The 24803-nt window shown below is 56.4% G+C and carries 21 protein-coding genes; 1 reads left to right on the forward strand and 20 read right to left on the reverse strand.

Going from position 1 to position 24803, the window contains the following annotated elements:
* Nucleotides 1–5 precede the first annotated feature (5 nt).
* From tilS to rpsB, 20 genes are all read right to left on the reverse strand, one after another.
* Nucleotides 6–1319 carry a tRNA lysidine(34) synthetase TilS gene (gene tilS, locus LGL98_RS20410; protein WP_136029084.1) on the reverse strand — a complete coding sequence of 438 codons (1314 nt, stop codon included), beginning with the start codon at nucleotides 1317–1319 and terminating at the stop codon, nucleotides 6–8.
* 53 nt (nucleotides 1320–1372) lie between these two features.
* Nucleotides 1373–1762 (reverse strand): VOC family protein, encoded by a 390-nt coding sequence (locus LGL98_RS20415; protein WP_004894112.1) that lies wholly within the window; start codon nucleotides 1760–1762, stop codon nucleotides 1373–1375.
* 46 nt (nucleotides 1763–1808) lie between these two features.
* Nucleotides 1809–3962: a lysine decarboxylase LdcC gene (locus tag LGL98_RS20420; RefSeq protein ID WP_136029104.1), complete on the reverse strand. Its 2154-nt coding sequence runs from the start codon at nucleotides 3960–3962 to the stop codon at nucleotides 1809–1811.
* Between the two features lie 113 nt (nucleotides 3963–4075).
* Complete coding sequence (gene accA / locus LGL98_RS20425) at nucleotides 4076–5035, reverse strand: acetyl-CoA carboxylase carboxyl transferase subunit alpha (protein WP_004145855.1); 960 nt, start codon at nucleotides 5033–5035, stop codon at nucleotides 4076–4078.
* A 12-nt stretch (nucleotides 5036–5047) separates the two neighbouring features.
* Nucleotides 5048–8530: a DNA polymerase III subunit alpha gene (dnaE, locus tag LGL98_RS20430; protein ID WP_136029082.1), complete on the reverse strand. Its 3483-nt coding sequence runs from the start codon at nucleotides 8528–8530 to the stop codon at nucleotides 5048–5050.
* 17 nt (nucleotides 8531–8547) lie between these two features.
* Nucleotides 8548–9147, reverse strand: a complete 600-nt coding sequence (gene rnhB, locus LGL98_RS20435; RefSeq protein ID WP_025712352.1) for a ribonuclease HII — start codon at nucleotides 9145–9147, stop codon at nucleotides 8548–8550.
* Nucleotides 9144–10295: a lipid-A-disaccharide synthase gene (gene lpxB / locus LGL98_RS20440; RefSeq protein ID WP_136029080.1), complete on the reverse strand. Its 1152-nt coding sequence runs from the start codon at nucleotides 10293–10295 to the stop codon at nucleotides 9144–9146. The genes rnhB and lpxB overlap by 4 nt, the downstream gene beginning before the upstream one ends.
* Nucleotides 10295–11083: an acyl-ACP--UDP-N-acetylglucosamine O-acyltransferase gene (lpxA, locus tag LGL98_RS20445; protein WP_004178647.1), complete on the reverse strand. Its 789-nt coding sequence runs from the start codon at nucleotides 11081–11083 to the stop codon at nucleotides 10295–10297. The genes lpxB and lpxA overlap by 1 nt, the downstream gene beginning before the upstream one ends.
* A 3-nt stretch (nucleotides 11084–11086) precedes the next feature.
* Nucleotides 11087–11542 carry a 3-hydroxyacyl-ACP dehydratase FabZ gene (gene fabZ, locus LGL98_RS20450; RefSeq protein ID WP_004145858.1) on the reverse strand — a complete coding sequence of 152 codons (456 nt, stop codon included), beginning with the start codon at nucleotides 11540–11542 and terminating at the stop codon, nucleotides 11087–11089.
* Between the two features lie 105 nt (nucleotides 11543–11647).
* The gene (gene lpxD, locus LGL98_RS20455; RefSeq protein WP_080924768.1) at nucleotides 11648–12673 is read right to left on the reverse strand and encodes a UDP-3-O-(3-hydroxymyristoyl)glucosamine N-acyltransferase; all 1026 of its coding nucleotides are present in this window, start codon (nucleotides 12671–12673) and stop codon (nucleotides 11648–11650) included.
* A gap of 3 nt (nucleotides 12674–12676) precedes the next feature.
* The gene (gene skp, locus LGL98_RS20460; RefSeq protein ID WP_002889325.1) at nucleotides 12677–13162 is read right to left on the reverse strand and encodes a molecular chaperone Skp; all 486 of its coding nucleotides are present in this window, start codon (nucleotides 13160–13162) and stop codon (nucleotides 12677–12679) included.
* Between the two features lie 121 nt (nucleotides 13163–13283).
* Nucleotides 13284–15713 carry an outer membrane protein assembly factor BamA gene (bamA, locus tag LGL98_RS20465; RefSeq protein ID WP_025712348.1) on the reverse strand — a complete coding sequence of 810 codons (2430 nt, stop codon included), beginning with the start codon at nucleotides 15711–15713 and terminating at the stop codon, nucleotides 13284–13286.
* A 31-nt stretch (nucleotides 15714–15744) separates the two neighbouring features.
* Nucleotides 15745–17097, reverse strand: a complete 1353-nt coding sequence (gene rseP, locus LGL98_RS20470) for a sigma E protease regulator RseP (RefSeq protein ID WP_136029078.1) — start codon at nucleotides 17095–17097, stop codon at nucleotides 15745–15747.
* 11 nt (nucleotides 17098–17108) lie between these two features.
* Complete coding sequence (cdsA, locus tag LGL98_RS20475; RefSeq protein ID WP_023292047.1) at nucleotides 17109–17966, reverse strand: phosphatidate cytidylyltransferase; 858 nt, start codon at nucleotides 17964–17966, stop codon at nucleotides 17109–17111.
* Nucleotides 17967–17978: 12 nt separating this feature from the next.
* Nucleotides 17979–18737, reverse strand: a complete 759-nt coding sequence (gene ispU / locus LGL98_RS20480; RefSeq protein WP_002889316.1) for a (2E,6E)-farnesyl-diphosphate-specific ditrans,polycis-undecaprenyl-diphosphate synthase — start codon at nucleotides 18735–18737, stop codon at nucleotides 17979–17981.
* Between the two features lie 237 nt (nucleotides 18738–18974).
* The gene (ispC, locus tag LGL98_RS20485; RefSeq protein WP_136029074.1) at nucleotides 18975–20177 is read right to left on the reverse strand and encodes a 1-deoxy-D-xylulose-5-phosphate reductoisomerase; all 1203 of its coding nucleotides are present in this window, start codon (nucleotides 20175–20177) and stop codon (nucleotides 18975–18977) included.
* 227 nt (nucleotides 20178–20404) lie between these two features.
* Entirely contained in the window at nucleotides 20405–20962 is a 558-nt protein-coding gene (gene frr / locus LGL98_RS20490) for a ribosome recycling factor (RefSeq protein WP_002889308.1), read from the reverse strand.
* Nucleotides 20963–21111: 149 nt separating this feature from the next.
* The gene (pyrH, locus tag LGL98_RS20495; RefSeq protein WP_004098747.1) at nucleotides 21112–21837 is read right to left on the reverse strand and encodes a UMP kinase; all 726 of its coding nucleotides are present in this window, start codon (nucleotides 21835–21837) and stop codon (nucleotides 21112–21114) included.
* 150 nt (nucleotides 21838–21987) lie between these two features.
* Nucleotides 21988–22839 carry a translation elongation factor Ts gene (gene tsf / locus LGL98_RS20500; protein ID WP_025712342.1) on the reverse strand — a complete coding sequence of 284 codons (852 nt, stop codon included), beginning with the start codon at nucleotides 22837–22839 and terminating at the stop codon, nucleotides 21988–21990.
* Between the two features lie 119 nt (nucleotides 22840–22958).
* Nucleotides 22959–23684: a 30S ribosomal protein S2 gene (gene rpsB / locus LGL98_RS20505; protein ID WP_025712341.1), complete on the reverse strand. Its 726-nt coding sequence runs from the start codon at nucleotides 23682–23684 to the stop codon at nucleotides 22959–22961.
* Nucleotides 23685–24006: 322 nt separating this feature from the next.
* Between rpsB and map the strand changes: the two genes are divergently transcribed.
* Nucleotides 24007–24801: a type I methionyl aminopeptidase gene (gene map / locus LGL98_RS20510; protein ID WP_136029072.1), complete on the forward strand. Its 795-nt coding sequence runs from the start codon at nucleotides 24007–24009 to the stop codon at nucleotides 24799–24801.
* Nucleotides 24802–24803: the final 2 nt, after the last annotated feature.

Here is a 24803-nt window from a genome sequence, read left to right on the forward strand (position 1 = left end):
CGGGCTTAATCGCCCGTTTTCCTCCACGTCAGCCTGACCCCTTCCCCGTCCTTCACTTCACCTTCTGTGGTCACGAACAGATCGTCCGCTGCGGCAATCGGCGTTTCGCCGTAAAACAGCAACGGCGTGGTGTCTCGTCGCCATGGAGCAACGCCCAGCTCCTGCCAGATCTTCTTCAGCTTACGTCCGCCATGGCGCCCAACGATATGCAGATTGCCGCTGGCGCGAAAGCGGACTGTGATCGGTTCGTTCGCAGACGGTGGACGCAGCCTGCCGCCCGGCCGCAGCATCAGCTCACCGAGACCGTCGGCCAGCCGCAACGGCTGGCGCCAGTCGGGCCAGCGCTGGACGCTATCCGCCTGCCCAGGTACATACCTCACCCAGTACAAGCGCTGCTGAAAACGGCGGACGGTAAAATCCCCCAGCCGCAGACAAGGGCTGGCATCTTCCCGCGCCAGCGCCACCTCATGCCAGAGGCGCTCAGGCACCTCGCGGGCCGGCATCGGCGCCTGCTGCCCGGCGAGCCAGCGACGCAGCAGCGCCGCGCGGCGCGGCGGACTCATCGACGCCAGCGGCGCGATAGCCAGCGAGCCATCGTCGGCCACCAGCGACGTCAGCTCCGCCGCCAGCATCTCGTCCAGCAGTTGTTCCTGCTCGGCGCACAGGCTGGCGCTGCGGGCGACGGCCTCGCTAAAGTGCGGCCAACGCTCACGCAGCACCGGGATCACCCGCAGGCGCAGAAAGTTGCGATCATAGGTATCATCCTGATTACTCTCATCTTCAATCCACGACAGCTGATAGGCGAGCGCCCACTGGCGTAGTGATTCGCGGGTTTCATTGAGGAGAGGACGCAATAGTCGACTGCCGGCAAAGGCAGAGGATGGCGCCATCGCCGACAGGCCGGTAGGACCGCTGCCGCGTTTTAACGCCAGCAGCAGGGTTTCGCACTGATCGTCCTGGTGCTGGGCGGTCACTAACACCTCGCCAGCGTTGAGCGTTTCCTGAAAGGCCTGATAGCGTGCAGCACGTGCATGGGCCTCGACGCCCAGCCCGCCCCGGGCTAACGTCACGTGATGCACTACCAGCGGCACCTGCCACTGCTGGCAAACCTGACGACAGTGCGCCACCCAGTCGTCTGCGTGGGCGCTAAGGCCATGATGAACATGCACCGCCCGCAGCGTCAGCGAGGGATCCTGCTCCCGCAGCAGCACCAGCTGGTGCAGGAGAACCGTCGAGTCCAGACCGCCGCTGAAGGCCACCAGCAGCTGGCGATGGGGATGAAGCGTATGCGCAATATCAGCCGTCATATCCACGAACATACCGAGAAGTGATGGCCCGGCACGTTACCGGGCCAGGGTCGCGCTGGCAAGATTTACTGCTGATATATTTCCAGCGGCAGGTCGTCCGGATCGTTAAAGAAGGTAAAGCGTTTACCGGTAAAGGGATCGACGCGAATCGCTTCGCACTCGACGCCATGCGCGGTGAGATGCGCTACCGCAGCGTCGATATCATCCACGCTAAAGGCCAGATGACGCAGCCCGCAGGCTTCCGGTCGACTGGGTCGGGCCGGCGGAAACGGGAACGAGAACAGCTCAATCACGTACTCGCCGTTTAGCGCCAGATCGCCCTTCCAGGAGTCGCGCTCGGCGCGATAGAACTCGCTTTGCAGCGTAAACCCCAGAATATCGCAATAGAATGCTTTACTGCGGGCGTAGTCAGTCGCAATGATGGCAATATGGTGAACCCGTTTCAAACCCAGCATGGTCAAACTCCTTCTGTTAAGCCAGCCACGTTACTCGTGCACGCCGTTAACGCGCAAGCCTTTCGTCATTTTTTAAGACTCGTACCCGATACACGCCGTCCTCATCGCGCTTCGCCCCGTGAATATCGGTCTCAAACCCCGGGTAATGACGGCCGATGGAGCAGAGCATCAGCAGGAAATCGAGCACCGCCCGGCTTTCCTCCGTGATCATCTCTCCCGGCATCAGCAGCGGGACACCCGGCGGATAAGGGAGGATCATGTTGGCCGAAATCCGCCCCACCAGGTTCTCCAGTTCAATGGTTTCTACCTCACCTTTGATCTGGCGCTGCCAGGCGTGGTGCGGCGTCATTTTCATTTCCGGCAGGACGTCAAAGGCGCTAAGCATCAGCTGCGGCAGCTGGTGCTGACGGATCAAACGGTGGATCCCCTGCGCCAGCTCCTGGATCCGCATGTTGCGGTAGAAGTCGGGATCTTCGGCGTACAGATCCGGCAACATATTTTTGACCCGCAGATTGAGATCGTAGGCGCGCTTAAACTCGGTCAGGCCGCGCAGCAACCCCATCGCCCGGGTTTTATCGATGCCGATACTGAACAGAAACAGCAGATTGTAGGGGCCTGTTTTCTCTACCACCACGCCCCGCTCGTCGAGAAACTTCGCCACCAGCGCCGCCGGGATCCCCTCTTCATCCATATTCCCCTGCTCGTCCATGCCCGGCGTTAGAATGGTGACCTTCACCGGATCGAGATACATATGATCCGCATCGGCATCTTTGAAGCCGTGCCAGTCCTCGCCCGGCGCTACCGGCCAGCACTCGGCTTTATCCACGGCTTCCGGCTGCCAGATATCAAAGAACCAGCCATCCGACTCCTCACGCAGTCGCTGCACCTCTTTGCGGAAGTCCAGCGCCCGCTCAATGGAGCGCTGGATCAGACGTTTACCGGAGTTACCGCGCAGCATCGCCGCCGCGGTCTCAATCGACGCGACGATGGGGTAGCTCGGCGAGGTCGAGGTATGCATCATAAAGGCTTCATTAAAGGTCTCTTCATCATAGTTGCCCTTAATGTGGATCAGCGAGGCCTGCGACAGCGCGGCCAGCATCTTATGCGTCGACTGCGTCTCGAAGATGACTTTTCCGGGGATCCGCTCCCCGCTCATGCCGCTTTTCCCCTGATATATCGGATGGAAATGGGTGTACGGCACCCAGGCAGAATCAAAATGGATCGACGGGACGTCGAGCGTCTCCTTAAGCCAGGTGGTGTTGTAGAGCAGTCCATCGTAGGTAGAGTTGGTGATCACCGCATGCACGGGCCACTGCGCTCCACCTGTGTCGCGCACTTTCTGTTGAATGCTGTCGCGGGTGAACTCGCGCCGGGGGATACCGCCGAGGATCCCCAGCGCGTTGCGGGTCGGCTTCAGCCACAGGGGAACCACATCGCTCATCATCAGCAGGTGAGCCAGCGATTTGTGACAGTTACGGTCAATCAGCAGCGTGCTGCCGGCGGGCGCCGAGTACATACCGACAATTTTGTTGGACGTCGAGGTGCCGTTGGTCACCATGTAGCTCTGTTCAGCGCCAAAGGCGCGGGCAATATACTCCTCCGCCTCCAGATGCGGGCCGGTATGATCCAGCAGGGAGCCCAGTTCAGTGACCGAAATCGAGACATCCGCCTTCAGCGTATTGCCGCCGAAAAAATCATAAAACAGGCAGCCCACCGGGCTTTTCTGATAGGCGCTACCGCCCATATGGCCCGGCGTACAGAAGGTATATTTTCCCTCCTGCACGTAGTTAAACAGCGCGCGGGTAAATGGCGGAGTGATATTCTCCAGGTACTCGCGGGTGTACTGCCCGATGCGGGTGGCGATCTCTTCAGAGAGTCCCAGCGCATATTCGAAGAACCACAGCGTCATGCGCAGATCCTGACTGCTGACGTCCATCGTGGAGTGGGCGTTAATAAAGGCGTACAGAGGAAGGTATTCATTGAGCTGATTGATATCGCTGCACAGATCGACGCTGTATTCATCCCAGTCGAAGATCACGCCGCAGATGCGCGGGTTGTGCTCGATAAACTGCAGCAGGTCGGCGCTGTTTTGCGGCCAGATGGTCTGAAAGCCCTGGCGCTGCAGCGCCGCTTCCAGTTCTTTGATCGGCTCATCTTTGTGATAGACGCCGTGAGGCCCCATGATGGCGATGATATTCACGCTTTCCTCCTGGTATTCACCTAAGTCAAGCATCATAGCAATCCCCCGGGCGCATCGCACATAAAAAAAGGGCCGGAAAATCCGGCCCTTAGTGTTTAGTTCTGACGAAAAAGTTAAGCGTAACCGTAGCTCATCAGACGCTGATAGCGGCGGTTCAGCAGCTCTTCTTCGCTGAGCAGATCGAGATCGGCCAGGTCTGCCAGCAGCTGCGCCTTCAGGCTTGCCGCCATCGCTTCCGGGTTGCGGTGAGCGCCGCCCAGCGGTTCCGGAACGATAGAATCGATCAGCTTCAGCTCTTTCAGACGCGGGGCGATAATGCCCATCGCTTCCGCAGCCAGCGGCGCTTTATCCGCGCTCTTCCACAGAATAGAGGCACAGCCTTCCGGCGAAATGACCGAATAGGTGCTGTACTGCAGCATATTGACCTTGTCGCCCACGCCGATTGCCAGCGCGCCGCCGGAGCCGCCTTCACCGATCACGGTGCAGATGACCGGCACGCTCAGACGCGACATCTCACGCAGGTTGCGAGCGATCGCTTCCGACTGGCCGCGCTCTTCCGCGCCGACGCCCGGGTAGGCCCCCGGGGTGTCGATAAAGGTGATAATCGGCATTTTGAACCGCTCAGCCATCTCCATCAGGCGCAGCGCTTTGCGGTAGCCTTCCGGCGCCGGCATCCCAAAGTTGCGGCGGATCTTCTCTTTGGTTTCACGACCTTTCTGGTGGCCGATGATCATCACCGGACGACCATCAAGACGCGCGATACCGCCGACAATCGCTTTATCGTCAGCGAAGGCGCGGTCACCGGCCAGTTCGTCGAATTCGTCGAACGCCAGGCGGACATAATCCAGGGTGTAAGGACGGCGCGGGTGGCGCGCCAGTTGCGCAACCTGCCATGCACCGAGATCGGCGAAGATTTTGCGCGTCAGCTCTACGCTTTTCTCGCGCAGACGATGCACTTCTTCGTCGATGTTAATATCCAGTTTCTCATCCTGACGGCTTACCGCAGTCAGGGAATCGATTTTCGCTTCCAGCTCTGCAATCGGCTGTTCAAAATCTAGGAAATTCAGACTCATAGTATTCCTGTATTAGTCAAACTCCAGTTCCACCTGCTCCGAGCCGATAAGGCCCCGCAGATCGTTAAGTAAACGATCGCTCGGAGAGACGCGCCATGTTGCGCCGAAACGCAACCGCGCGCGTGCATCCGCCCTCTGATAGTAGAGGTGCACTGGAATGGTTCCCGAACGGTGGGGTTCCAGAGACTGACGGAGTCGGTTTAAAAGCTGGTCATCAATTTGCCTGTCCGTCAGCGAGATAGCAAGCCCGCGAGCATATTTTTCCCGGGCTTCGTCAATGTCCATGACTTCACGGGCGGTCATTTTAAGCCCCCCGCTAAAGTCATCAAAGCTGACCTGTCCGCTGACGATAAGTATGCGGTCTTTTTCCAGCAACTGCTGATATTTATCCAGCGCGTCGGTGAATAACATCACTTCCAGCCGCCCGGAACGGTCATCCAGGGTACAGATGCCGATACGATTGCCGCGCTTGGTGACCATTACCCGCGCCGCAATCACCAGCCCCGCCGCCGTGGTGACTTTCCCACGTTCGGTCGGATGCATGTCTTTGAGCCGCACGCCGCCGACGTAGCGCTCAATCTCTTTCAGATACTGGTTAATCGGGTGTCCGGTGAGGTATAGCCCCAGGGTCTCCCTTTCACCATCCAGCACCATCTGCTCAGGCCATGGCTGGCAGCTGGCGTAGGATTGCTCAATCTGCTCGGGCTCTTCCGCCAGCACGCCGAACATATCAGCCTGGCCGATGGCCTCGGCTTTCGCGTGCTGGTCGGCGGCTTTCAGCGCATCGCCCAGCGAATTCATCAGCGCCGCGCGATGTGGGCCGAGTCGATCGAACGCCCCGGACATAATCAGCTTTTCCAGCACCCGGCGGTTGAGCTTTTTAATATCGGTTCGCGCGCAGAGGTCGAACAGCTCGCGGAAATAGCCGCCATTGTTGCGCGCCTCAATAATCGCTTCGATCGGCCCTTCGCCGACGCCCTTGATGGCACCGATACCGTAGACGATCTCGCCATCGTCGTTGACGTGGAAATGGTACAGGCCGGAGTTAATATCCGGGGGCAAAATTTTCAGCCCCATGCGCCAGCATTCATCCACCAGGCCCACTACCTTCTCGGTGTTATCCATATCGGCGGTCATCACCGCCGCCATAAACTCGGCCGGATAGTGCGCCTTGAGCCACAGCGTCTGGTAGGAGACCAGCGCGTAGGCGGCGGAGTGCGATTTGTTAAATCCGTACCCGGCGAATTTCTCCACCAGGTCGAAGATTTTCATCGCCAGTTCGCCGTCAACGCCGTTTTTCTTCGCCCCATCTTCAAAGATAGAACGCTGCTTGGCCATCTCCTCCGGCTTTTTCTTACCCATTGCACGACGCAGCATATCCGCGCCGCCGAGGGTATATCCGGACAGCACCTGGGCGATCTGCATGACTTGTTCCTGATACAGGATGATGCCGTAGGTCGGCTCCAGCACCGGTTTCAGGCTTTCATGCTGCCACTGCACGTCCGGATAAGAGATCTCTTCACGACCGTGCTTACGGTCGATAAAGTTATCTACCATCCCCGACTGCAGCGGACCCGGGCGGAACAGGGCCACCAGCGCGATCATATCTTCGAAGCAGTCAGGCTGCAGACGCTTAATCAGATCTTTCATGCCGCGCGATTCAAGCTGGAACACCGCGGTGGTTTCCGAGCGCTGCAGCATGTCGAAGCTTTTCTTGTCATCCAACGGGATAGCGGCGATATCCAACGGCCCTTCGCCGTTCTTCTCACGGCGCTTGTTAATCATCTCCAGCGCCCAGTTAATGATAGTGAGCGTACGCAGACCGAGGAAGTCGAATTTCACCAGCCCGGCGTATTCCACGTCGTTTTTGTCAAACTGGGTGACCGGATGCAGCCCCTGCTCATCGCAATACAGCGGCGCGAAGTCAGTGATTTTAGTCGGAGCAATAACCACCCCACCAGCGTGTTTACCGGCGTTTCGCGTTACCCCTTCCAGCTTACGCGCCATGTCGATCAGCGCTTTAACTTCTTCGTCCGCTTCGTAGATTTCCGGCAGCTGCGGTTCGGCCTCAAAGGCTTTCGCCAGCGTCATGCCCGGATCGGGCGGCACCAGCTTGGAAATACGGTCGACGAAGCCGTACGGGTGACCCAGCACACGCCCCACGTCGCGGATAACCGCCTTCGCCGCCATGGTACCAAAGGTAATGATCTGCGATACCGCGTCGCGGCCGTACATATCCGCCACATGCTCGATAACCTGGTCGCGTTTCTCCATGCAGAAGTCGACGTCGAAGTCGGGCATCGAGACACGCTCCGGGTTAAGGAAACGTTCGAACAGCAGGTCGAACTCCAGCGGGTCAAGATCGGTGATCTTCAGCGCGTAGGCCACCAGCGAACCGGCGCCGGAACCGCGTCCCGGGCCAACCGGCACGCCGTTATCCTTCGACCACTGGATAAACTCCATCACGATCAGGAAGTAGCCCGGGAACCCCATCTGGTTGATAACCTGGAGCTCGATATCCAGACGTTCGTCGTACTCCGGGCGACGCTGCGCGCGCACTTCCGGATCCGGGAACAGAAACGCCAGACGCTCTTCCAGACCCTCTTTCGATTTCATGACCAGGAAATCTTCGGTGGTCATATCGCCGGTCGGGAACTGCGGCAGGAAATATTCGCCAAGCCGCACGGTGACGTTGCAGCGCTTGGCAATTTCAACGCTGTTCGCCAGCGCTTCCGGGATGTCGGCGAACAGCTCGCACATCTCCTCCTCACTGCGCATATATTGCTGCGGCGAGTAATTGCGCGGCCGTTTTGGATCGTCGAGGGTGAAGCCGTCGTGAATGGCTACGCGGATTTCGTGGGCGTCGAAGTCGCCGGTTTCAAGGAAGCGGACATCGTTGGTCGCCACCACCGGCAGGCCGCGCGCTTCCGCCAGCGCCACGGCGGCATGAAGATAGCTCTCTTCATCCTGACGACCGGTACGGATCAGCTCCAGAAAATAGCGGTCCGGGAAATGCTCTTCATAGAAAGCGACGCACTGTTCAACCAGCGGCATATTGCCGCGGATCAGGCTGACGCCGACGTCGCCTTTCCGGCCGCCGGAAAGCAGAATTAGCCCTTCCTGATGTTCCACCAGCCAGTCGCGGTCGATCCATGGGCCAAGCGCGCCATAGCCGCGCTGATAGGCACGGGAAATCAGCAGAGTCAGGTTCTGGTAGCCGGTGTTGTTCGCCGCCAGCACCGTCAGCTCGGTAAATTCGTCACCGAGCAGGTCGCACTGCACGTGGAAGTCGGCGCCGACGATCGGCTTAATGCCCGCGCCGTGTCCCGTCCCGTAGAACTTCACCAGCCCACACAGGTTAGTGAAATCAGTGATCGCCAGCGCTGGCATGCCAAGCGAGGCCGCCTTCTTCACCAGCGGCCCGGTCTTTGCCAGCCCATCGATCATGGAATAGTCGCTGTGCACCCGCAGGTGTACGAAACGTGGTTCAGCCATCTTTAGATCCCGGTGACTTAGTTGGACGCCAGGCCCAGGGCACGCTTCACCGGGCCAAAACTGCGCCGGTGATGCTCTGTTGCGCCGTGTTCCTGCAGCTTCTGCAGGTGAACAGCAGTGGGATAGCCTTTATGCTGGGCAAATCCGTAGTGGGGAAATGCAAGATCCAGCGTGGCCATTTCGGCGTCACGAGTGACTTTTGCCAGAATAGACGCTGCGCTGATTTCTGCCACCCGGCTGTCGCCTTTAACGACTGCCAGGGAGGGCATCGGCAGCGAGGGGCAGCGGTTGCCGTCGATCAGGACAAACTCAGGAACGATGCTCAGGCCGGCGACGGCACGCTGCATTGCCAGCATGGTGGCGTGCAGAATATTCAGCTCGTCGATTTCGTGCGGCTCGGCGCGGCCCAGACTCCAGCACAGCGCTTTCTCTTTAATCTCATCGTACAGCGCCAGACGACGCTTCTCGCTAAGTTTTTTGGAATCATTCAGACCCATAATCGGCTTCGCCGGATCAAGGATCACCGCCGCGGTCACCACCGCGCCGACCAGGGGGCCACGCCCAACCTCATCGACGCCGGCAACCAGATGGGTATGCGGGTAGATGAACTCCATCATTGTTTTGCTAACTCCAGTACGGCGTCCGCCGCCTGCTCATCGGCGTTGCAGCGGATCTGCTGATGCAGCGCGCGAAACGTCTCATGCATCTCATGGCTGGTTTTGCCATCGGCCAGCAGCGGCTCAAGAGCGGCTGCCAGCGCCTGGGGCTCGCACTCATCCTGCAGCAGCTCTTTGACCAGCTCGCGACCGGCCAGCAGGTTCGGTAACGAGACGTAGTCGGTTTTTACCAACCGCTTCGCCAGCCAGAAGGTGAACGGCTTCATCCGGTAGCCCACCACCATCGGACATTTCGCCAGCATACACTCCAGCGCTGCCGTCCCGGAGGCCAGCAATGCGGCGTCGCTGGCGATCATCGCATCGCGCGCCTGACCGTCCAGCAGATGCACGATCATATCCGGCGCCGTCTCAGCTTTGATTCGCTCAAACTGCTCCCGCCGTTTAGCATTAACCAGCGGCACCACCACCTGCAGATCGGGATAAGTGGCGCGCAGAAGCTGAGCGGTTTTCAGAAAGTCCGCGCTGAGCATTTCGACTTCCGCGCCGCGACTGCCGGGCAGCAGAGCGAGGCAACGCACACTGTGCGGGATCCCTAACCGGTCGCGCGCAGCGCCTTTGTCAGGATCCAGCGGCATCGCATCCGCCATGGTATGGCCGATAAAGCGGCAGGGGACGTTGAATTTGTCATAAAACGCTTTTTCGAAAGGCAGAAAAGCCAGCACCAGGTCAGTCGCTCTGCCGATTTTGAAAACGCGTTTTTGTCGCCAGGCCCAGACCGACGGGCTGACATAGTGAATCGTTTTGATGCCCTGCTTTTTCAGATTCCCTTCGAGGGTAATATTGAAGTCAGGGGCGTCGATGCCGACGAAGACATCAGGGCGCAGCTCGCCAAAACGGCGGGTCAAATCGGCGCGAATATGGAGTAAGCGACGCAGGCGACCGAGCACTTCAACAATGCCCATCACCGCCAGCTCTTCCATTTCATACCAGGCTTCACACCCTTCCGCCTGCATTAGCGGCCCCGCCACGCCAACAAAGCGCGCATTCGGGATGCGGGCTTTGAGAGCGCGGATGAGGCCTGCACCTAGAATATCGCCGGAGGTTTCTCCGGCGACCAGGGCAATCGTCAGGGGACGCGATTCAGCCATTACCGAATCAAGCCGCGGGTAGAACGAGCGAAGAAATCGACAAACGGCTGAACTTCAGGATGCTGAGCGGCCAGCTCGGCGATTTCCGGTTTGGCTTCTTCCAGCGTTTTGCCGCTGCGGTACAGCAGCTTATACGCGTTGCGGATCGCGGTGATTGCTTCCCGGCTGAAGCCGCGGCGTTTCAGGCCTTCGATGTTGACGCCGAACGGCGTCGCATGGTTGCCCTGGGCAATTACGAACGGCGGAACGTCCTGCGCCACGCCGGAACAGCCGCCAACCATAACGTGTGAGCCAATGACGCAGAACTGGTGCACCGCCGTCATGCCGCCGATAATGACATAATCATCCAGCGAAACATGGCCCGCGAGCGTCGCGTTATTGGCCAGAATGCAGCGATCGCCAAGCGTACAATCGTGCGCCACGTGGGCGTTGATCATCAGCAGGTTATCGTTGCCCACCTTTGTTAATCCACCGCCCTGTACTGTGCCGCGATGAATGGTGACGCTTTCGCGAATGCGGTTGCGATCGCCAATTTCCACCCGGGTCGGTTCGCCAGCATATTTCAGATCCTGGTTAACTTCACCGATGGAAGCGAACTGATAGATCTCATTGTCACGGCCGATTTTGGTGTGACCGTTAACGACAACGTGAGACTTCAGCACGGTGCCTTCGCCGATTTCGACGTTAGCGCCAACAATACAAAACGGACCAATGTGGACGTTAGCGCCAATCACGGCGCCTTCTTCTACAATGGCGGTAGGATGAACAAAAGCGGTTTTATCAATCACGTATCAGGCCTCCCGGCTACGCGCACACATCATCGTCGCTTCGCAAACCACTTTACCGTCAACCAGCGCAACGCCTTTGAAACGGGTCAGGCCGCGGCGGGTTTTCTCGAAAGTGACTTCCATAATCATCTGATCGCCTGGTACTACCGGGCGTTTGAAGCGTGCTTCATCGATACCCGCGAAGTAGTACAGCTCGCCTGGTTCCAGTTTTCCGACGCTTTTAAATGCCAGAATCCCGGTGGCCTGCGCCATTGCTTCCAGAATCAGCACGCCCGGCAAAATCGGCTTACCAGGGAAGTGCCCCTGGAAAAACGGCTCGTTTACAGAAACATTTTTTACTGCGCGCAGAAAACGACCTTCTTCAAAATCCAGCACGCGGTCTACCAGCAGGAACGGGTAACGGTGAGGCAGAAGTTCCAGAATCTCTTCAATGTGCAGAGTATGAGTGTCAGTAGTCAAAATACTCTTCCTGTCTAAATTTACTAAAAGGCAATAATAACACGGCCTGCGGCAATCTTTTAGCGAATGCAACAGGCCGGAAATGTCATGTGACCAAATGATGAATTAGTCTTGTTGATTAACCTTGCGCTCAATCGCTTTAAGGCGCTTGCTCATCTCGTCAATATTCATCACCAGCGCAGCGGTTTTACGCCACGCCTTGTTCGGCTGCAGCGGAATACCGGAGGAGTATACGCCAGGTTCGCTGATAGGACGCATCACCATCCCCATCCCCGTGACGGTGACCTTATCGCAGATTTCCATATGGCCGTTAATCACGCTGGCACCGCCAATCATGCAGTAGCGGCCAATTTTCAGGCTGCCCGCCATGATGACACCGCCGGCAACCGCGGTATTGTCGCCAATCACCACGTTATGCGCAATCTGGCACTGGTTATCAATGATAACGCCGTTGCCAATCACGGTATCGTCCAGCGCACCACGGTCAATCGTGGTGCAGGCACCGATCTCTACGCGATCGCCAATAATGACGCGGCCCAGCTGCGGGATCTTCACCCAGTTACCACGATCGTTAGCGTAGCCGAAGCCATCCGCGCCGATCACCGTGCTGGACTGGATCAGGCAATTTTCGCCGATCTCAATCTCATGATAAACGGTCACATTGGCCCACAAACGCGAGCCGGCGCCTATTTTCGTATTTTTCCCAACGAAGCAGCCTGCGCCGATCACCACGTTATCGCCCAGTACAACACCGGATTCGATAACGGCGTTGGCGCCGATGGCGACGTTGTTACCCAGCTTCGCCGACGGATCGATGACCGCGCTCGGCGCGATATCCTGTGCCGGCTGCGGCGTGGTATCAAGAATTTGAGCCATGCGCGCGTAGGTCAGGTAGGGGTTACGCACTACCAGTGCGGCGCTATGGGCAAAAGGTAAATCATCCTGCGTCATTACAACGGCAGAAGCCTGGCAAGCGGCCAGGTGCTCACGGTACTTAGGGTTGACCATGAAAGTGATTTGGCCCGTTTTCGCGCTCTGCATGGACGCAACGCCGGTGATGACGATATCGCCATCACCGTGTAATTCTGCATCCAACTGCTGCGCGAGATCAGCCAGTCGAATTGAAGGCATTACTTATTTAACCTGTTTCAGCACATCAGCGGTGATGTCTTTTACATCGCTGCTGTTGTATGCAACGGCATTCGCGTCAACCACCAGATCGATGCTCTGATCTTTCGCTACGCTCTGTACGGCAGTCTGGATACGGGTAACCAGTTTGCCACGCTCTTCGTTGGAACGACGTGCGCGATCCTGCTCAAACGCCTGCGCTTTCTGGGAGAAGGTCTGGCGCTGAGCCATCACGTCTTTTTCCAGTTTGGTACGATCGGCGCCCGGCTTCATGGACTGCAGACGCTGCATTTTGGACTGCAGGTCGCCTTCCATACGCTGCAGTTCGCTAGCGCGGCCTTTGAACTCGTTTTCCAGCGTGTTGGAAACGCCAGTTTTCTGGGCAACCTGTTGGAACAGGCTGTTCATGTTCACCAGGGCAATTTTATCTGCCGCCTGAGCGGAAGTTACCATTGCCAAACCCAGACCTGCAGCTAATAACCACTTTTTCACAATAAACTCCTTACCATCCCATGAGTACCCAGGGGTACCGTTATTTGCGTGGCGAGGCGATAACCACGTTATCGCCTACAGTCAGCGCTATACTGCACTTGCATTCCGTTGCCGCCAACAATTACCAGGTTTTACCAATGTTAAACTGGAACTGTTCGGCTTTGTCTCCATCGTACTTTTTGAACGGTTGGGCGTAGGAGAAGACCAACGGCCCCAACGGCGACATCCACTGCACGGCAATACCCGCAGACATACGGATGTTGCTCGGATCACTGTAATCCGGGTAACCGCCATAGGCGTTCGAATCCCAGTGAGTATCCCATACGGTACCCATATCCCAGAAGACGGAAGTACGGACCGAGTTCGCATATTTGTCACTAATAAACGGCGTCGGGGTAATCAGCTCCAGGCTGGCCACCGCCATCGCGTTACCGCCAACCGCATCATCGGATTTACACGGTGCGGATTCGGTGCTCTTACAGTCATTGGTATAACCGCTATCGCCATCATGACGGCTGCTCGACGGGAAGTACACCGCCTTCGGACCAATGGTGTTCGACTGGAAGCCACGCACGGTGCTGGAACCACCAGCATAGAAGTTCTCATAGAACGGCATCTCTTTGCCGCCGATACCATCGCCATAGCCAAAGCGGGTACGACCCAGCACTACCCACTGGTGATCGTTGTCGATCGGCACATAGGTGGCGGTATCCAGCGTCGCTTTGTAGTATTCGTTGTCTGAACCCGGAATGGTCACCTTACCGTTCAGGTTGACGCGCGAACCTTCCGTTGGGAAGAAGCCGCGGTCAAGCTTGTTATAGGTCCAACCGTAGTTGAAGGTGAAGTCATTCGCACTGAACGAGTTCCGGTCGTTGGTATTGTCCGGATACTGGCCCATTGAGTTCAGGTAACGCCACATCGCCACCTGCGGCTGCATATTGGACAGGGAGTTATGCACATACCCGACGCCGGCGCGCAGCGTGTTGTATTCGTTGATCGGGAAGCCCAGCGTAACGTCTGTACCATAGCTTTTGTTGGTATAGTCAGACAGATCCGCATCGTTCGCATCAAAGTCATTATAGAAGATACGACCGCCGAGGCTCACACCGTCTACGGTGAAGTACGGGTTGGTCACCGACAGCTCGGTATAGGTCTGGTAGTCGTTTTTGGTACCGTTGATCCCGACCGCATAGCCAGTACCTAACCAGTTATCCTGCTGAACGCCCGCCTGGAAGCTGACGCCGCTCTCGGTGCCGTAGCCGATACCGAAGTTGAAGCTACCGGTGTTACGCTCTTTCACCTTGTAGACAACGTCGACCTGGTCCGGGCTGCCCGGTACGCGCTGGGTATCGGTATCCACCGTTTCGAAGAAGCCTAAACGGTTGAGACGGTCTTTACCCTGATCGACGAGGTCGCTGCCCAGCCACGCGCCTTCCATCTGGCGCATTTCGCGGCGCAGAACGGCGTCTTTGGAGGTGTCGTTGCCTTCGAAGCGAATTTTACGCACGTAATAGCGGTTGCCCGCGTCGACGTTAACGTGCAGCTTAACGGTTTTATCGCTGTCGTTAATCTCCGGCTGCGACTGTACGCGCGGGTAGGCGTAACCATAACGACCCAACAGTTTCTTGATGTCGTTTTCCATCTTGGTCACTTTCGCGCCGTTATACAGTTCACCCGGCTCGACTTTGGTCAGCGCTTCGATTTCCGCGGAATGGCCGGCGAGGTTGCCCGTCACCTGCACTCCGGAAAACTTGTACTGATCGCCTTCGGTGATGTTGACGGTGATGTAGATCCCTTTCTTATCTGGCGTCAGGCTGACCTGGGTAGAATCGATGTTGAAACGGGCATAGCCGCGATCCAGGTAGTAGCTGCGCAGGGTTTCAAGGTCGCCCGCCAGCTTCTGCTTCTGGTATTTACGGTCGCCGACCACGTTCCACCACGGTACTTCATCGCGCAGCTGGAAGTGGGAGATCAGCTCATCGGTCGAAAACGCATGGTTGCCGACGATGTTGATCTGCTGAATTTTTGCGGAGACGCCTTCCTGGAAGACCAGCTTCAGGTCGACACGGTTACGCGGCAGCGGCGTAACGACCGCTTTGACGCTGGCGCTGTATTTACCAACGCTGTAGTAGAAATCCTCGAGACCCTTCTCGATATCCGCGATGGTCGTGCGGTCAAGCGACTCGCCCACCCGAACGCCAGAGGCCTCAAGGTTCTGCTTGAGCATGTCATCTTTCACCGACTTGTTGCCGGAGAAGGTGATGCTGGCGATCGTCGGACGCTCTTTCACCTGCACCAGCAGGGTATCACCATCGCGCAGGACGCGAACGTCCTCGAAGTTGCCAGTGGCAAACAGCGCGCGGATAGTGTTACTGATATCATCGTCGGTCACCGTATCGCCAGGACGCACTGGCATACTGAGGAGGGCCGCACCAACAGCGACACGCTGCAAGCCTTCGAAATGAATGTCCTTCACCACGAACCCTTCAGCACCGTATACAGTCGCGCTGCTAAACAGCAGCGACGCTATGAGCAACTTTTTCATCGCCATCGTTATTATGCGTTCTTCCTAACAAACTCTCTTATAACCGAGAGAAATCATTGAAAAGTGCAAGCCCCATTAACAGCACCAGCAGTATTGAGCCAATGCGATAACTAAAGTCTTGAACTCGCTCGGATACCGGCCCGCCCTTCAGCTTTTCAATCGCTAAAAACAGCAGATGTCCCCCATCCAGTACGGGTAGTGGGAACAGGTTGATAATTCCGAGGTTCACGCTAATCAGCGCAAGGAACATCAGATAATAAATCAACCCAAACTCCGCTGACATTCCAGCCCCCTGAGCGATAGAGATCGGCCCACTGAGGTTGTTCAGTTTGACATCACCGGTTATCAATTTACCCAGCATCCTGACCGTCAGTGACATCAGCTGCCAGGTTTTATCCGTGGCTTCAGCGATGGCGGCAAACGGTCCGTACTGACGTACAGTCTTGTATTCTTCAGGCAGCGGGATGACCTTTGGCACCACCCCTGCAAACCCTTCAGCCTTACCTTTCACCGTTTTCGCATCCGGCGTCAGGGTTAACGGCAGCGCACTTCCCTGCCGTTCAATCTCCAGCGCCAGCGCTTTGCCCGGATTATCGCGCACTAGATTAACAAACGTCATCCACTGCGTTAACGGTTGACCATCGACTTTAACGATCCGGTCGCCCGCTTGCAAACCCGCTTTCTGGGCTGCCGAACCCGCCTGGACTTCCGCCAGCACTGTATCAATCTGCGCGCTGCGCGGCTGGATCCCCAGTGACGTCACGGGATCTTGCTTGTCGGGCTCAAAGGCCCAGTGCCGCAGATCGACGATTTTATCCTGGCGCTGATTAGTCCCGAAAGGGGCGACGGTAAGTATTGTTTGCGGGTTGCCGATTTTGGCGACCAGCTGCATACGCACCGCATCCCAATCAGGCGTTTCGATACCATCTATCGCTTTAAGTTCCGTTCCTTTTGCAATTTGTGCTTGCGCGGCAACCGAATTGGGCGTTATTTCACCCACCACCGGCCGCACGCCGGGAACGCCGATGATGAACACCAGCCAGTAAGCAAAGATAGCGAAAATGAAGTTAGCGATGGGGCCGGCGGCAATCACCGCCGCACGCTGACCGACGGTTTTATTGTTGAAAGCGTAGTGACGCATCTCCGGCGCAACTGCTTCAACACGCTCATCCAGCATCTTGACGTAGCCGCCCAGCGGAATCAGGGCGATGACGAACTCTGTGCCCTGCTTATCCATCCGCCGCCACAGCGCTTTACCGAAGCCGATAGAAAAACGCTCAACCCGGATACCGCAGCGGCGCGCCACCCAAAAATGGCCAAACTCATGCACCGTAATCAGTACGCCAAGCGCAATGATAAAAGCCGCCAGATTCCAGAGCACGCTCAGCATATTACCTTCCGTCAAATCGTCCTGAAGACTAACAGTAGCAGACAGGCAAAGACCGGCACCGCCGCCGTCAGGCTGTCGATACGATCAAGAATACCACCGTGTCCGGGAATCAAGTGCCCGCTATCCTTAATGCCGGCCTCGCGCTTAAACATACTTTCCGTCAAGTCGCCCAATACCGAAGCCAGAGCAGCTACTACCGAACAAACCAGCAGCACCGTCGGCGTGACGTCAAGGTGCGCCCACACTCCGTAGGCCCAGGAGATCACCGCCGCGGTCAGCAAACCGCCAAAAAAGCCCTGCCAGGTTTTTCCCGGAGAAACCTTCGGCGCCAGCTTATGCTTACCGAACATTTTGCCAAACATATAGGCGCCGGAGTCCGCACCCCAGACCAGGATCATGACGTACAGCAGCCACAGCGCACCGCTGTAATGGTTATCAGTATAGTGCCAGGCGCGCAGCGCCAGCATACCCCAGAAAAACGGCACGATGGTCAGGATGCCAAAGATCAGGCGCAGCACTTTAGAATGACGCCAGAAGGCCGCTGACGCCGGGTAAGAAAGCACCAGCAACAGCGCGACGATCCACCAGGCGAAAGAGGCCCATAGCGACCCTTCGACCATCGGTTGATGGACGTCATAATGGTATTCAGGCAGCAGAAAAAGCATCGCCGCCAGCAGAAGGCCGCAGAGTACCGCCAACCAAACCCGCTGCGACGTCGAGGTGAAACCGCTCAGTTGTCCCCACTCCCAGGCGGCGAGCATACACACGACCAGGGTGACGATAGCAAAGCCCATCGGCGGCAATAAAAACAATGCCGCAATGACGACGGGGATTAAGACGAAAGCAGATATCAGGCGATACTTCAGCAAAAGTGACCCCCATCAGGCATGACTGCCACCCGGCTCAGTGCCGCCGAAACGACGCTCTCGATTAACAAAGGCATGGAGTGCACCTTCAAAGTCCTGTTCAGCAAAATCGGGCCAAAGAACATCCGTAAAGTAAAGTTCGGCATAGGCAATTTGCCAAATCAGAAAGTTACTTATTCGGTGCTCTCCCCCGGTCCTAATAACTAAATCAACGGGAGCCAGTTCATGCATGCAGACCTGCTGACTCAGCATGTCCTCTGTGATCTGCTCAGGCAGCAGCGTCCCGTCCTGTACCTGTTTCGCCAGCAGACGAACGCCCTGGGTAATATCCCAGCGGCCGCCGTAATTTGCCGCAATGTTCAGCGTCAAGCCGGTATTGTTTGCGGTCAGCGCTTCCGCTTTGCGGATACGCTCCTGCAGGCGCGCATTGAAGCGCGTGGTGTCGCCAATAATCCGCAAACGCACATTGTGTCGATGCAGACTTTTGACTTCGCTATCCAGCGCCCAGACGAAAAGCTCCATCAGCGCACTGACTTCCTGCGCAGGACGATTCCAGTTTTCACTGCTGAACGCGTATAACGTTAACGCCTCAATCCCATTATTCGCCGCGAAGGAAACCGCACGACGTACGGATTTCGCACCGGCCTTATGCCCGAAAGCGCGAATTTTACCTTGCCTTTTCGCCCAACGGCCGTTGCCATCCATAATAATGGCGACATGACGGCAGCCATGGGTGGGCGATATTTCGCTGACAGTTTGATTAGCAGACAACATCACGCGTTTTAAGTCCATAATAAGGATTAACTAGCCACCAAACAGAGGCCACCGGGCCGCGCTGGATACGCATTTTTATCCGATGCCGGGGCTGCAGCCAATCGCAGAGAACAACCAAAAGCTTTACGCAAAAAAGCCGTGTTTTGCCACGGCCACCGTAATCTTTAACAACAAAATGCAACGATCGGGTGGCGCAGACTATATCACCGAAGCCTTGCGCCCACAAATATCACCGCGTTACGCCTGTGCGCTCCACCGCTTTAGCTGCTGGTGAGCAACCGCGCGGGCATCAGCGTCGATAACCAGAACATCATCAATGCTTTGCGGCTCTTCCAGGTTCATCTTGTCCAGCACGGCCTGGTTAACCGCCGCAATATCGGTAAAGCGGATATCGCCATGCAGAAACGCCGCAACCGACTCTTCATTGGCCGCATTCAGCGAGGTGGTTGCCGCCTGGCCGACCTCAAACGCGTCCATCGCCAGCTTCAGGCAGGGGTAGCGCGTATAGTCTGGCGCGGAGAAGCTCAGATTGCTCAACTGGCAGAAGTCCAGCGGCTTAACGCCGGAATTCAGCCGCTGCGGCCAGCCCATGGTATGCGCGATAGGCGTGCGCATATCCGGCTCCCCAAGCTGCGCCAGCACGCTGCCGTCCTGATAGCGAACCATCGAGTGGATCACCGACTGCGGGTGGATCAGCACTTCCATCTGCTGTGCAGAGGCATTGAACAGCCAGCGCGCTTCAATGTACTCCAGGCCTTTATTCATCATCGTGGCTGAGTCGACGGAGATCTTACGTCCCATTGACCAGTTTGGATGGCGGCAGGCCTGATCCGGCGTCATCGCCGCCAGTTCAGCCACGGCGGTCTCGCGGAAGGGCCCGCCGGAGCCGGTCAGCAGGATTGACGAAACGCCATGCTGTGCGAGATCAGCGTATCCCAGTTGCTGCTGAATTGTCTCCGGCATACTCTGAAAAATCGCGTTATGTTCGCTATCCACCGGCAGCAGTCGCGCGCCTGACCGCTGGACCGCCTCCATGAACAGGCGACCGCAGGTCACCAGCGATTCTTTATTCGCTAACAGCACCGTTTTGCCGGCGCGGATCGCCGCCAGCGTCGGTACCAGTCCCGCCGCGCCGACGATGGCCGCCATGACCTGATCGACGTCATCCAGCGCGGCGACCTCGGCCGCCGCCTGCTGGCCGCTCAGCACCTCCGTATGGCAGCCATGCTCATGCAGACGGGTGCGCAAGCGCTCGGCGCTTTGCGCATCATCCATCACGGCGTAACGCGGGGTAAATTCCAGGCATTGTTCAACCATACGGTCAACGTTTTTCCCCGCGACCAGCGCGGCGATGGAAAAGCGACCAGGGTTATGGCGCACCACATCCAGCGTGCTACAGCCAATGGATCCGGTCGAACCGAGAACGGTTAATTGCTTCATGAAACGTCCAGAAGAGTGGAAACAGAATAAAAAGCAAAACGCCGCCAGCGAGCCCCTACGCTACCACTCTCGGGGAAAAGACGACGGCATTAGGCCTTCAACTAGCGCTAAAGGCTACAAGGCCAGCCTTCTCAACGCAATCCCGAGAATTGAGCGTACAGTCTCCTGTACGGCGTTTCAGATTTTACTCAGACCAGTCAGTACCCAGCCCGAGCAACGGCAGAGCATCAGAACTGCATCAGTTCCGCTTCTTTGTCTGCCAGCGCCGCGTCAACTTTTTTGATGGCGGCGTCAGTCATTTTCTGCACGTCGTCCTGAGAACGGCGATCGTCATCTTCGCTGATCTCTTTTTCTTTCAGCAGCGCTTTGACTTTATCGTTGGCGTCGCGGCGAACGTTGCGCACAGCAACACGCGCCTGCTCAGCTTCGCCACGGACGATCTTGGTCAGATCTTTACGGCGCTCTTCGGTCAGCGGCGGCAGAGGAACACGAATATCGCTGCCGGCAGAACTTGGGTTCAGACCGAGGTCAGAGGCCATGATCGCTTTTTCAACGGCGGCGGACATAGAGCGGTCAAAGACGTTGATTTTCAGGGTACGGGAGTCTTCGACGGTGACGCTGGCCAGCTGGCGCAGCGGGGTCGGAGTACCATAGTATTCAACAACAATCCCGTCCAGCAGGCTCGGAGAAGCACGACCCGTGCGAATTTTGCTGATTTGGTTTTTGAATGCTTCGACGCATTTTTCCATGCGGATTTCAGCATCTTTTCTGATATCGCTAATCACGTTACGAATCCTTGAAAGCTTGTCTCAGTCAGACCAGACGGTTGCCCGTCGGAAAATGAGCTAAGTATAGTCAGATTTAATGAAAATCACCGGGCAATATCCCCGCGAAAGTAAAGCGGAATATTACCCGGATTTGGCGCTGACGGGAATTATTCCGTGATCAATGTGCCTTCTTTTTCGCCCATCACCACGCGACGCAGCGCGCCAGGTTTGTTCATGTTAAAGACGCGAATCGGCAGTTTGTGGTCGCGCGCCAGGGTAAAGGCCGCCAGATCCATCACTTTCAGCTCTTTATCCAGCACTTCGCTGTAGGTCAGCTGATCGTACATGGTGGCAGAAGGATCTTTTGCCGGGTCGGCGGTGAATACGCCATCAACCTTGGTCGCTTTCAGCACCACATCGGCTTCAATTTCAATACCGCGCAGGCAAGCTGCGGAGTCGGTGGTAAAGAACGGGTTGCCGGTACCCGCGGACAGGATCACCACGCGGTTGTTACGCAGCAGGCTGATCGCCTCTGCCCAGCTGTAGTTATCGCACACACCGTTCAGCGGGATGGCGGACATCAGACGAGCGTTCACATAGGCGCGGTGGAGCGCATCACGCATCGCGAGGCCATTCATGACCGTTGCCAGCATGCCCATGTGGTCGCCCACAACGCGGTTCATACCCGCTTTCGCCAGACCAGCACCACGGAACAGGTTACCGCCACCAATTACTACGCCAACCTGAATACCCAGCTCAACCAGCTCTTTGATCTCCTGAGCCATGCGGTCAAGTATGCTTGCATCAATACCGAAGCCTTCTGAGCCCTGCAGCGCTTCGCCACTTAATTTCAGCAGAATACGTTTGTAGACGGGTTTTGCATTGGTAGCCATGTTTCTTTCCTGAGACTGTCAACGAATGAGATGTGAGAATTCCGGCGACATTGTATGTCGCATTTCAGCGCGGCCACTATAAGCCGTTGGCTGAATTTACAAAATGGGCGCAAAAAGAAGCCGCCCTCAGGCGGCTCCTTTTTTTAAAAATTAAGACTGCTTGGACATCGCAGCAACTTCTGCTGCAAAGTCAGTCTCAACTTTCTCGATACCTTCGCCCACTTCAAAGCGGATGAAGCCAGTCACGTCAGCGTTGTGCTCTTTCAGCAGCTGACCAACAGATTTGCTCGGCTCCATAACGAAAGGCTGACCAGTCAGAGAAACTTCGCCGGTGAATTTCTTCATGCGGCCTTCAACCATTTTCTCTGCGATTTCTTTCGGCTTACCGGACTGCATCGCGATGTCCAGCTGAACCTGGTACTCTTTTTCTACCACGTCAGCAGACACGTCTTCCGGCTTAACGAATTCCGGCTTGCTTGCTGCAACGTGCATTGCCAGCTGCTTAACCAGCTCTTCGTCAGCGCCTTTAGCGGCAACCAGAACGCCGATGCGCGCACCGTGCTGGTAGCTGCCCAGAACGTCGCCTTCCAGAACTGCGATACGACGGATGTTGATGTTCTCACCGATTTTAGCAACCAGGGCAACACGTTCTTCTTCGAACTGTGCTTTCAGAACTTCAACGTCAGAGATTTTACCCGCAACAGCCGCGTCCAGTACTTTGTCAGCAAATGCCTGGAAACCACCATCTTTAGCAACGAAGTCAGTCTGGCAGTTAACTTCCAGAATGTAACCGTAGTTACCTTCGATTTTGGTTTTGATCACGCCGTCAGCAGCCACGTTGCCTGCTTTCTTCGCCGCTTTGATCGCGCCGGATTTACGCATGTTTTCGATTGCCAGCTCGATGTCGCCATTCGCTTCAGTCAGCGCTTTTTTGCAATCCATCATGCCTGCGCCAGTACGTTCGCGCAGCTCTTTTACCAGGGAAGCGGTAATTTCAGCCATTCTAAAATCCTCGGGAGATGTGGATACTGCCCGGCCAGAGGCCAAACAGCGTAAATTGAAAAAAGGGGCCGATAATGGGCCCCTATTCATACACGGTACTAATAAGGGCTTAAACCTTATTATTCAGCTTCTACGAAGCTTTCTTCCGCCTGAGAAGCCAGGTCCTGAGAGCGACCTTCACGAACGGTAGCAGCCACAGCGCCCAGGTACAGGCTTACTGCGCGGATTGCATCGTCGTTACCCGGGATAACGAAGTCAACGCCGTCCGGATCAGAGTTGGTATCAACGATAGCAAATACCGGGATACCCAGGTTGTTTGCTTCTTTGATAGCGATGTGCTCGTGGTCAGCGTCGATAACGAACAGTGCGTCCGGCAGGCCGCCCATATCTTTGATACCGCCCAGGCTGTTTTCCAGCTTGTCCAGCTCACGAGTACGCATCAGCGCTTCTTTTTTGGTCAGCTTGTCGAAAGTACCGTCCTGGGACTGAGTTTCCAGGTCTTTCAGACGTTTGATGGACTGACGAACGGTTTTCCAGTTAGTCAGCATACCGCCCAGCCAGCGATGGTTCACGAAGAACTGGTCGCAGCTGTTAGCAGCGTCTTTTACCGCTTCGCTTGCAGCGCGCTTAGTACCAACGAAAAGGATTTTACCTTTACGAGCAGCGATCTTGTTCAGTTCAGCCAGCGCTTCGTTGAACATCGGTACGGTTTTCTCAAGGTTGATGATGTGAACTTTGTTACGCGCACCGAAGATGAACGGCTTCATTTTCGGGTTCCAGTAACGGGTCTGGTGACCGAAGTGAACACCAGCCTTGAGCATGTCGCGCATGGAAACAGTTGCCATGTTTAAAACCTCTATAGATTAAATTGGGGTTATGCCTCCACGTATCCCATATTACCGACCCCGAAGGGCACCCCGGAATATGTGCCGATACGTGTGTGTTATTACACAAAGTGAGCTATGTCGCTTACGTCCATCCTTGTGTATCTGAGATGGAACGGAAGTCCGGCGCGCTTTATACCACAAAACCCTGCCAGACACCAACTCTTGTTGACGTGTCGTGCTGTTAATGATTCTCAATTTGGCACCAGCCTGCCCGGACTGTTACCATTGACAAGACTTACTCTATTATTGTCGAAAAAATCGACACTGCTGGACATATTCCATGGCTATCTCTATCAAGACACCTGAAGACATTGAAAAAATGCGCGTTGCCGGCCGCCTGGCCGCTGAAGTGCTGGAAATGATTGAACCCTGGGTGAAACCGGGCGTGAGCACCGGCGAGCTGGACCGCATCTGTAACGACTACATCGTTAACGAGCAGAAGGCCATCTCCGCCTGCCTCGGCTACCATGGTTATCCGAAATCCGTCTGCATTTCGGTCAACGAAGTGGTCTGCCACGGCATTCCTGATGACGGCAAACTGCTCAAAGACGGCGATATCGTTAACATCGACGTGACGGTCATTAAAGATGATTTCCATGGCGATACCTCCAAAATGTTTATCGTCGGCAAACCGACGATTCTCGGCGAGCGCCTGTGCCGTATCACTCAGGAAAGCCTGTACCTGGCGCTGAAAATGGTGAAGCCGGGGATCAACCTGCGCACCATCGGCGCGGCTATTCAAAAATATGTGGAAGCGGAAGGTTTTTCCGTGGTTCGCGAATACTGTGGTCACGGTATCGGCCGCGGCTTCCATGAAGAGCCACAGGTGCTGCACTACGACTCGCCGGAGACCAACGTTGTGCTCAAACCAGGCATGACCTTTACCATCGAGCCGATGGTCAACGCCGGTAAAAAAGAGATCCGCAGCATGAAAGACGGCTGGACGGTGAAAACCAAAGACCGGAGCTTGTCTGCGCAGTATGAGCATACTATTGTGGTGACTGACAACGGCTGCGAAATTCTGACGCTACGCAAGGATGACACCATCCCGGCGATAATCTCGCACGATGAATGATG

The organism is Klebsiella africana (assembly GCF_020526085.1).
Lineage (GTDB): Bacteria > Pseudomonadota > Gammaproteobacteria > Enterobacterales > Enterobacteriaceae > Klebsiella > Klebsiella africana.

Bases quoted from the DNA above. Each gene is read 5' to 3' on its own strand.
- tilS (WP_136029084.1), bottom strand. From the start codon at position 1,319: ATGTTCGTGGATATGACGGCTGATATTGCGCATACGCTTCATCCCCAT.
- map (WP_136029072.1), top strand. From the start codon at position 24,007: ATGGCTATCTCTATCAAGACACCTGAAGACATTGAAAAAATGCGCGTT.
- tsf (WP_025712342.1), bottom strand. From the start codon at position 22,839: ATGGCTGAAATTACCGCTTCCCTGGTAAAAGAGCTGCGCGAACGTACT.
- lpxD (WP_080924768.1), bottom strand. From the start codon at position 12,673: ATGCCTTCAATTCGACTGGCTGATCTCGCGCAGCAGTTGGATGCAGAA.
- accA (WP_004145855.1), bottom strand. From the start codon at position 5,035: ATGAGTCTGAATTTCCTAGATTTTGAACAGCCGATTGCAGAGCTGGAA.
- ispU (WP_002889316.1), bottom strand. From the start codon at position 18,737: ATGTTGTCTGCTAATCAAACTGTCAGCGAAATATCGCCCACCCATGGC.
- ispC (WP_136029074.1), bottom strand. From the start codon at position 20,177: ATGAAGCAATTAACCGTTCTCGGTTCGACCGGATCCATTGGCTGTAGC.
- rpsB (WP_025712341.1), bottom strand. From the start codon at position 23,684: ATGGCAACTGTTTCCATGCGCGACATGCTCAAGGCTGGTGTTCACTTC.
- rnhB (WP_025712352.1), bottom strand. From the start codon at position 9,147: ATGATGGAGTTCATCTACCCGCATACCCATCTGGTTGCCGGCGTCGAT.
- rseP (WP_136029078.1), bottom strand. From the start codon at position 17,097: ATGCTGAGCGTGCTCTGGAATCTGGCGGCTTTTATCATTGCGCTTGGC.
- dnaE (WP_136029082.1), bottom strand. From the start codon at position 8,530: ATGGCTGAACCACGTTTCGTACACCTGCGGGTGCACAGCGACTATTCC.
- pyrH (WP_004098747.1), bottom strand. From the start codon at position 21,837: ATGGCTACCAATGCAAAACCCGTCTACAAACGTATTCTGCTGAAATTA.
- bamA (WP_025712348.1), bottom strand. From the start codon at position 15,713: ATGGCGATGAAAAAGTTGCTCATAGCGTCGCTGCTGTTTAGCAGCGCG.
- LGL98_RS20415 (WP_004894112.1), bottom strand. From the start codon at position 1,762: ATGCTGGGTTTGAAACGGGTTCACCATATTGCCATCATTGCGACTGAC.
- lpxB (WP_136029080.1), bottom strand. From the start codon at position 10,295: ATGGCTGAATCGCGTCCCCTGACGATTGCCCTGGTCGCCGGAGAAACC.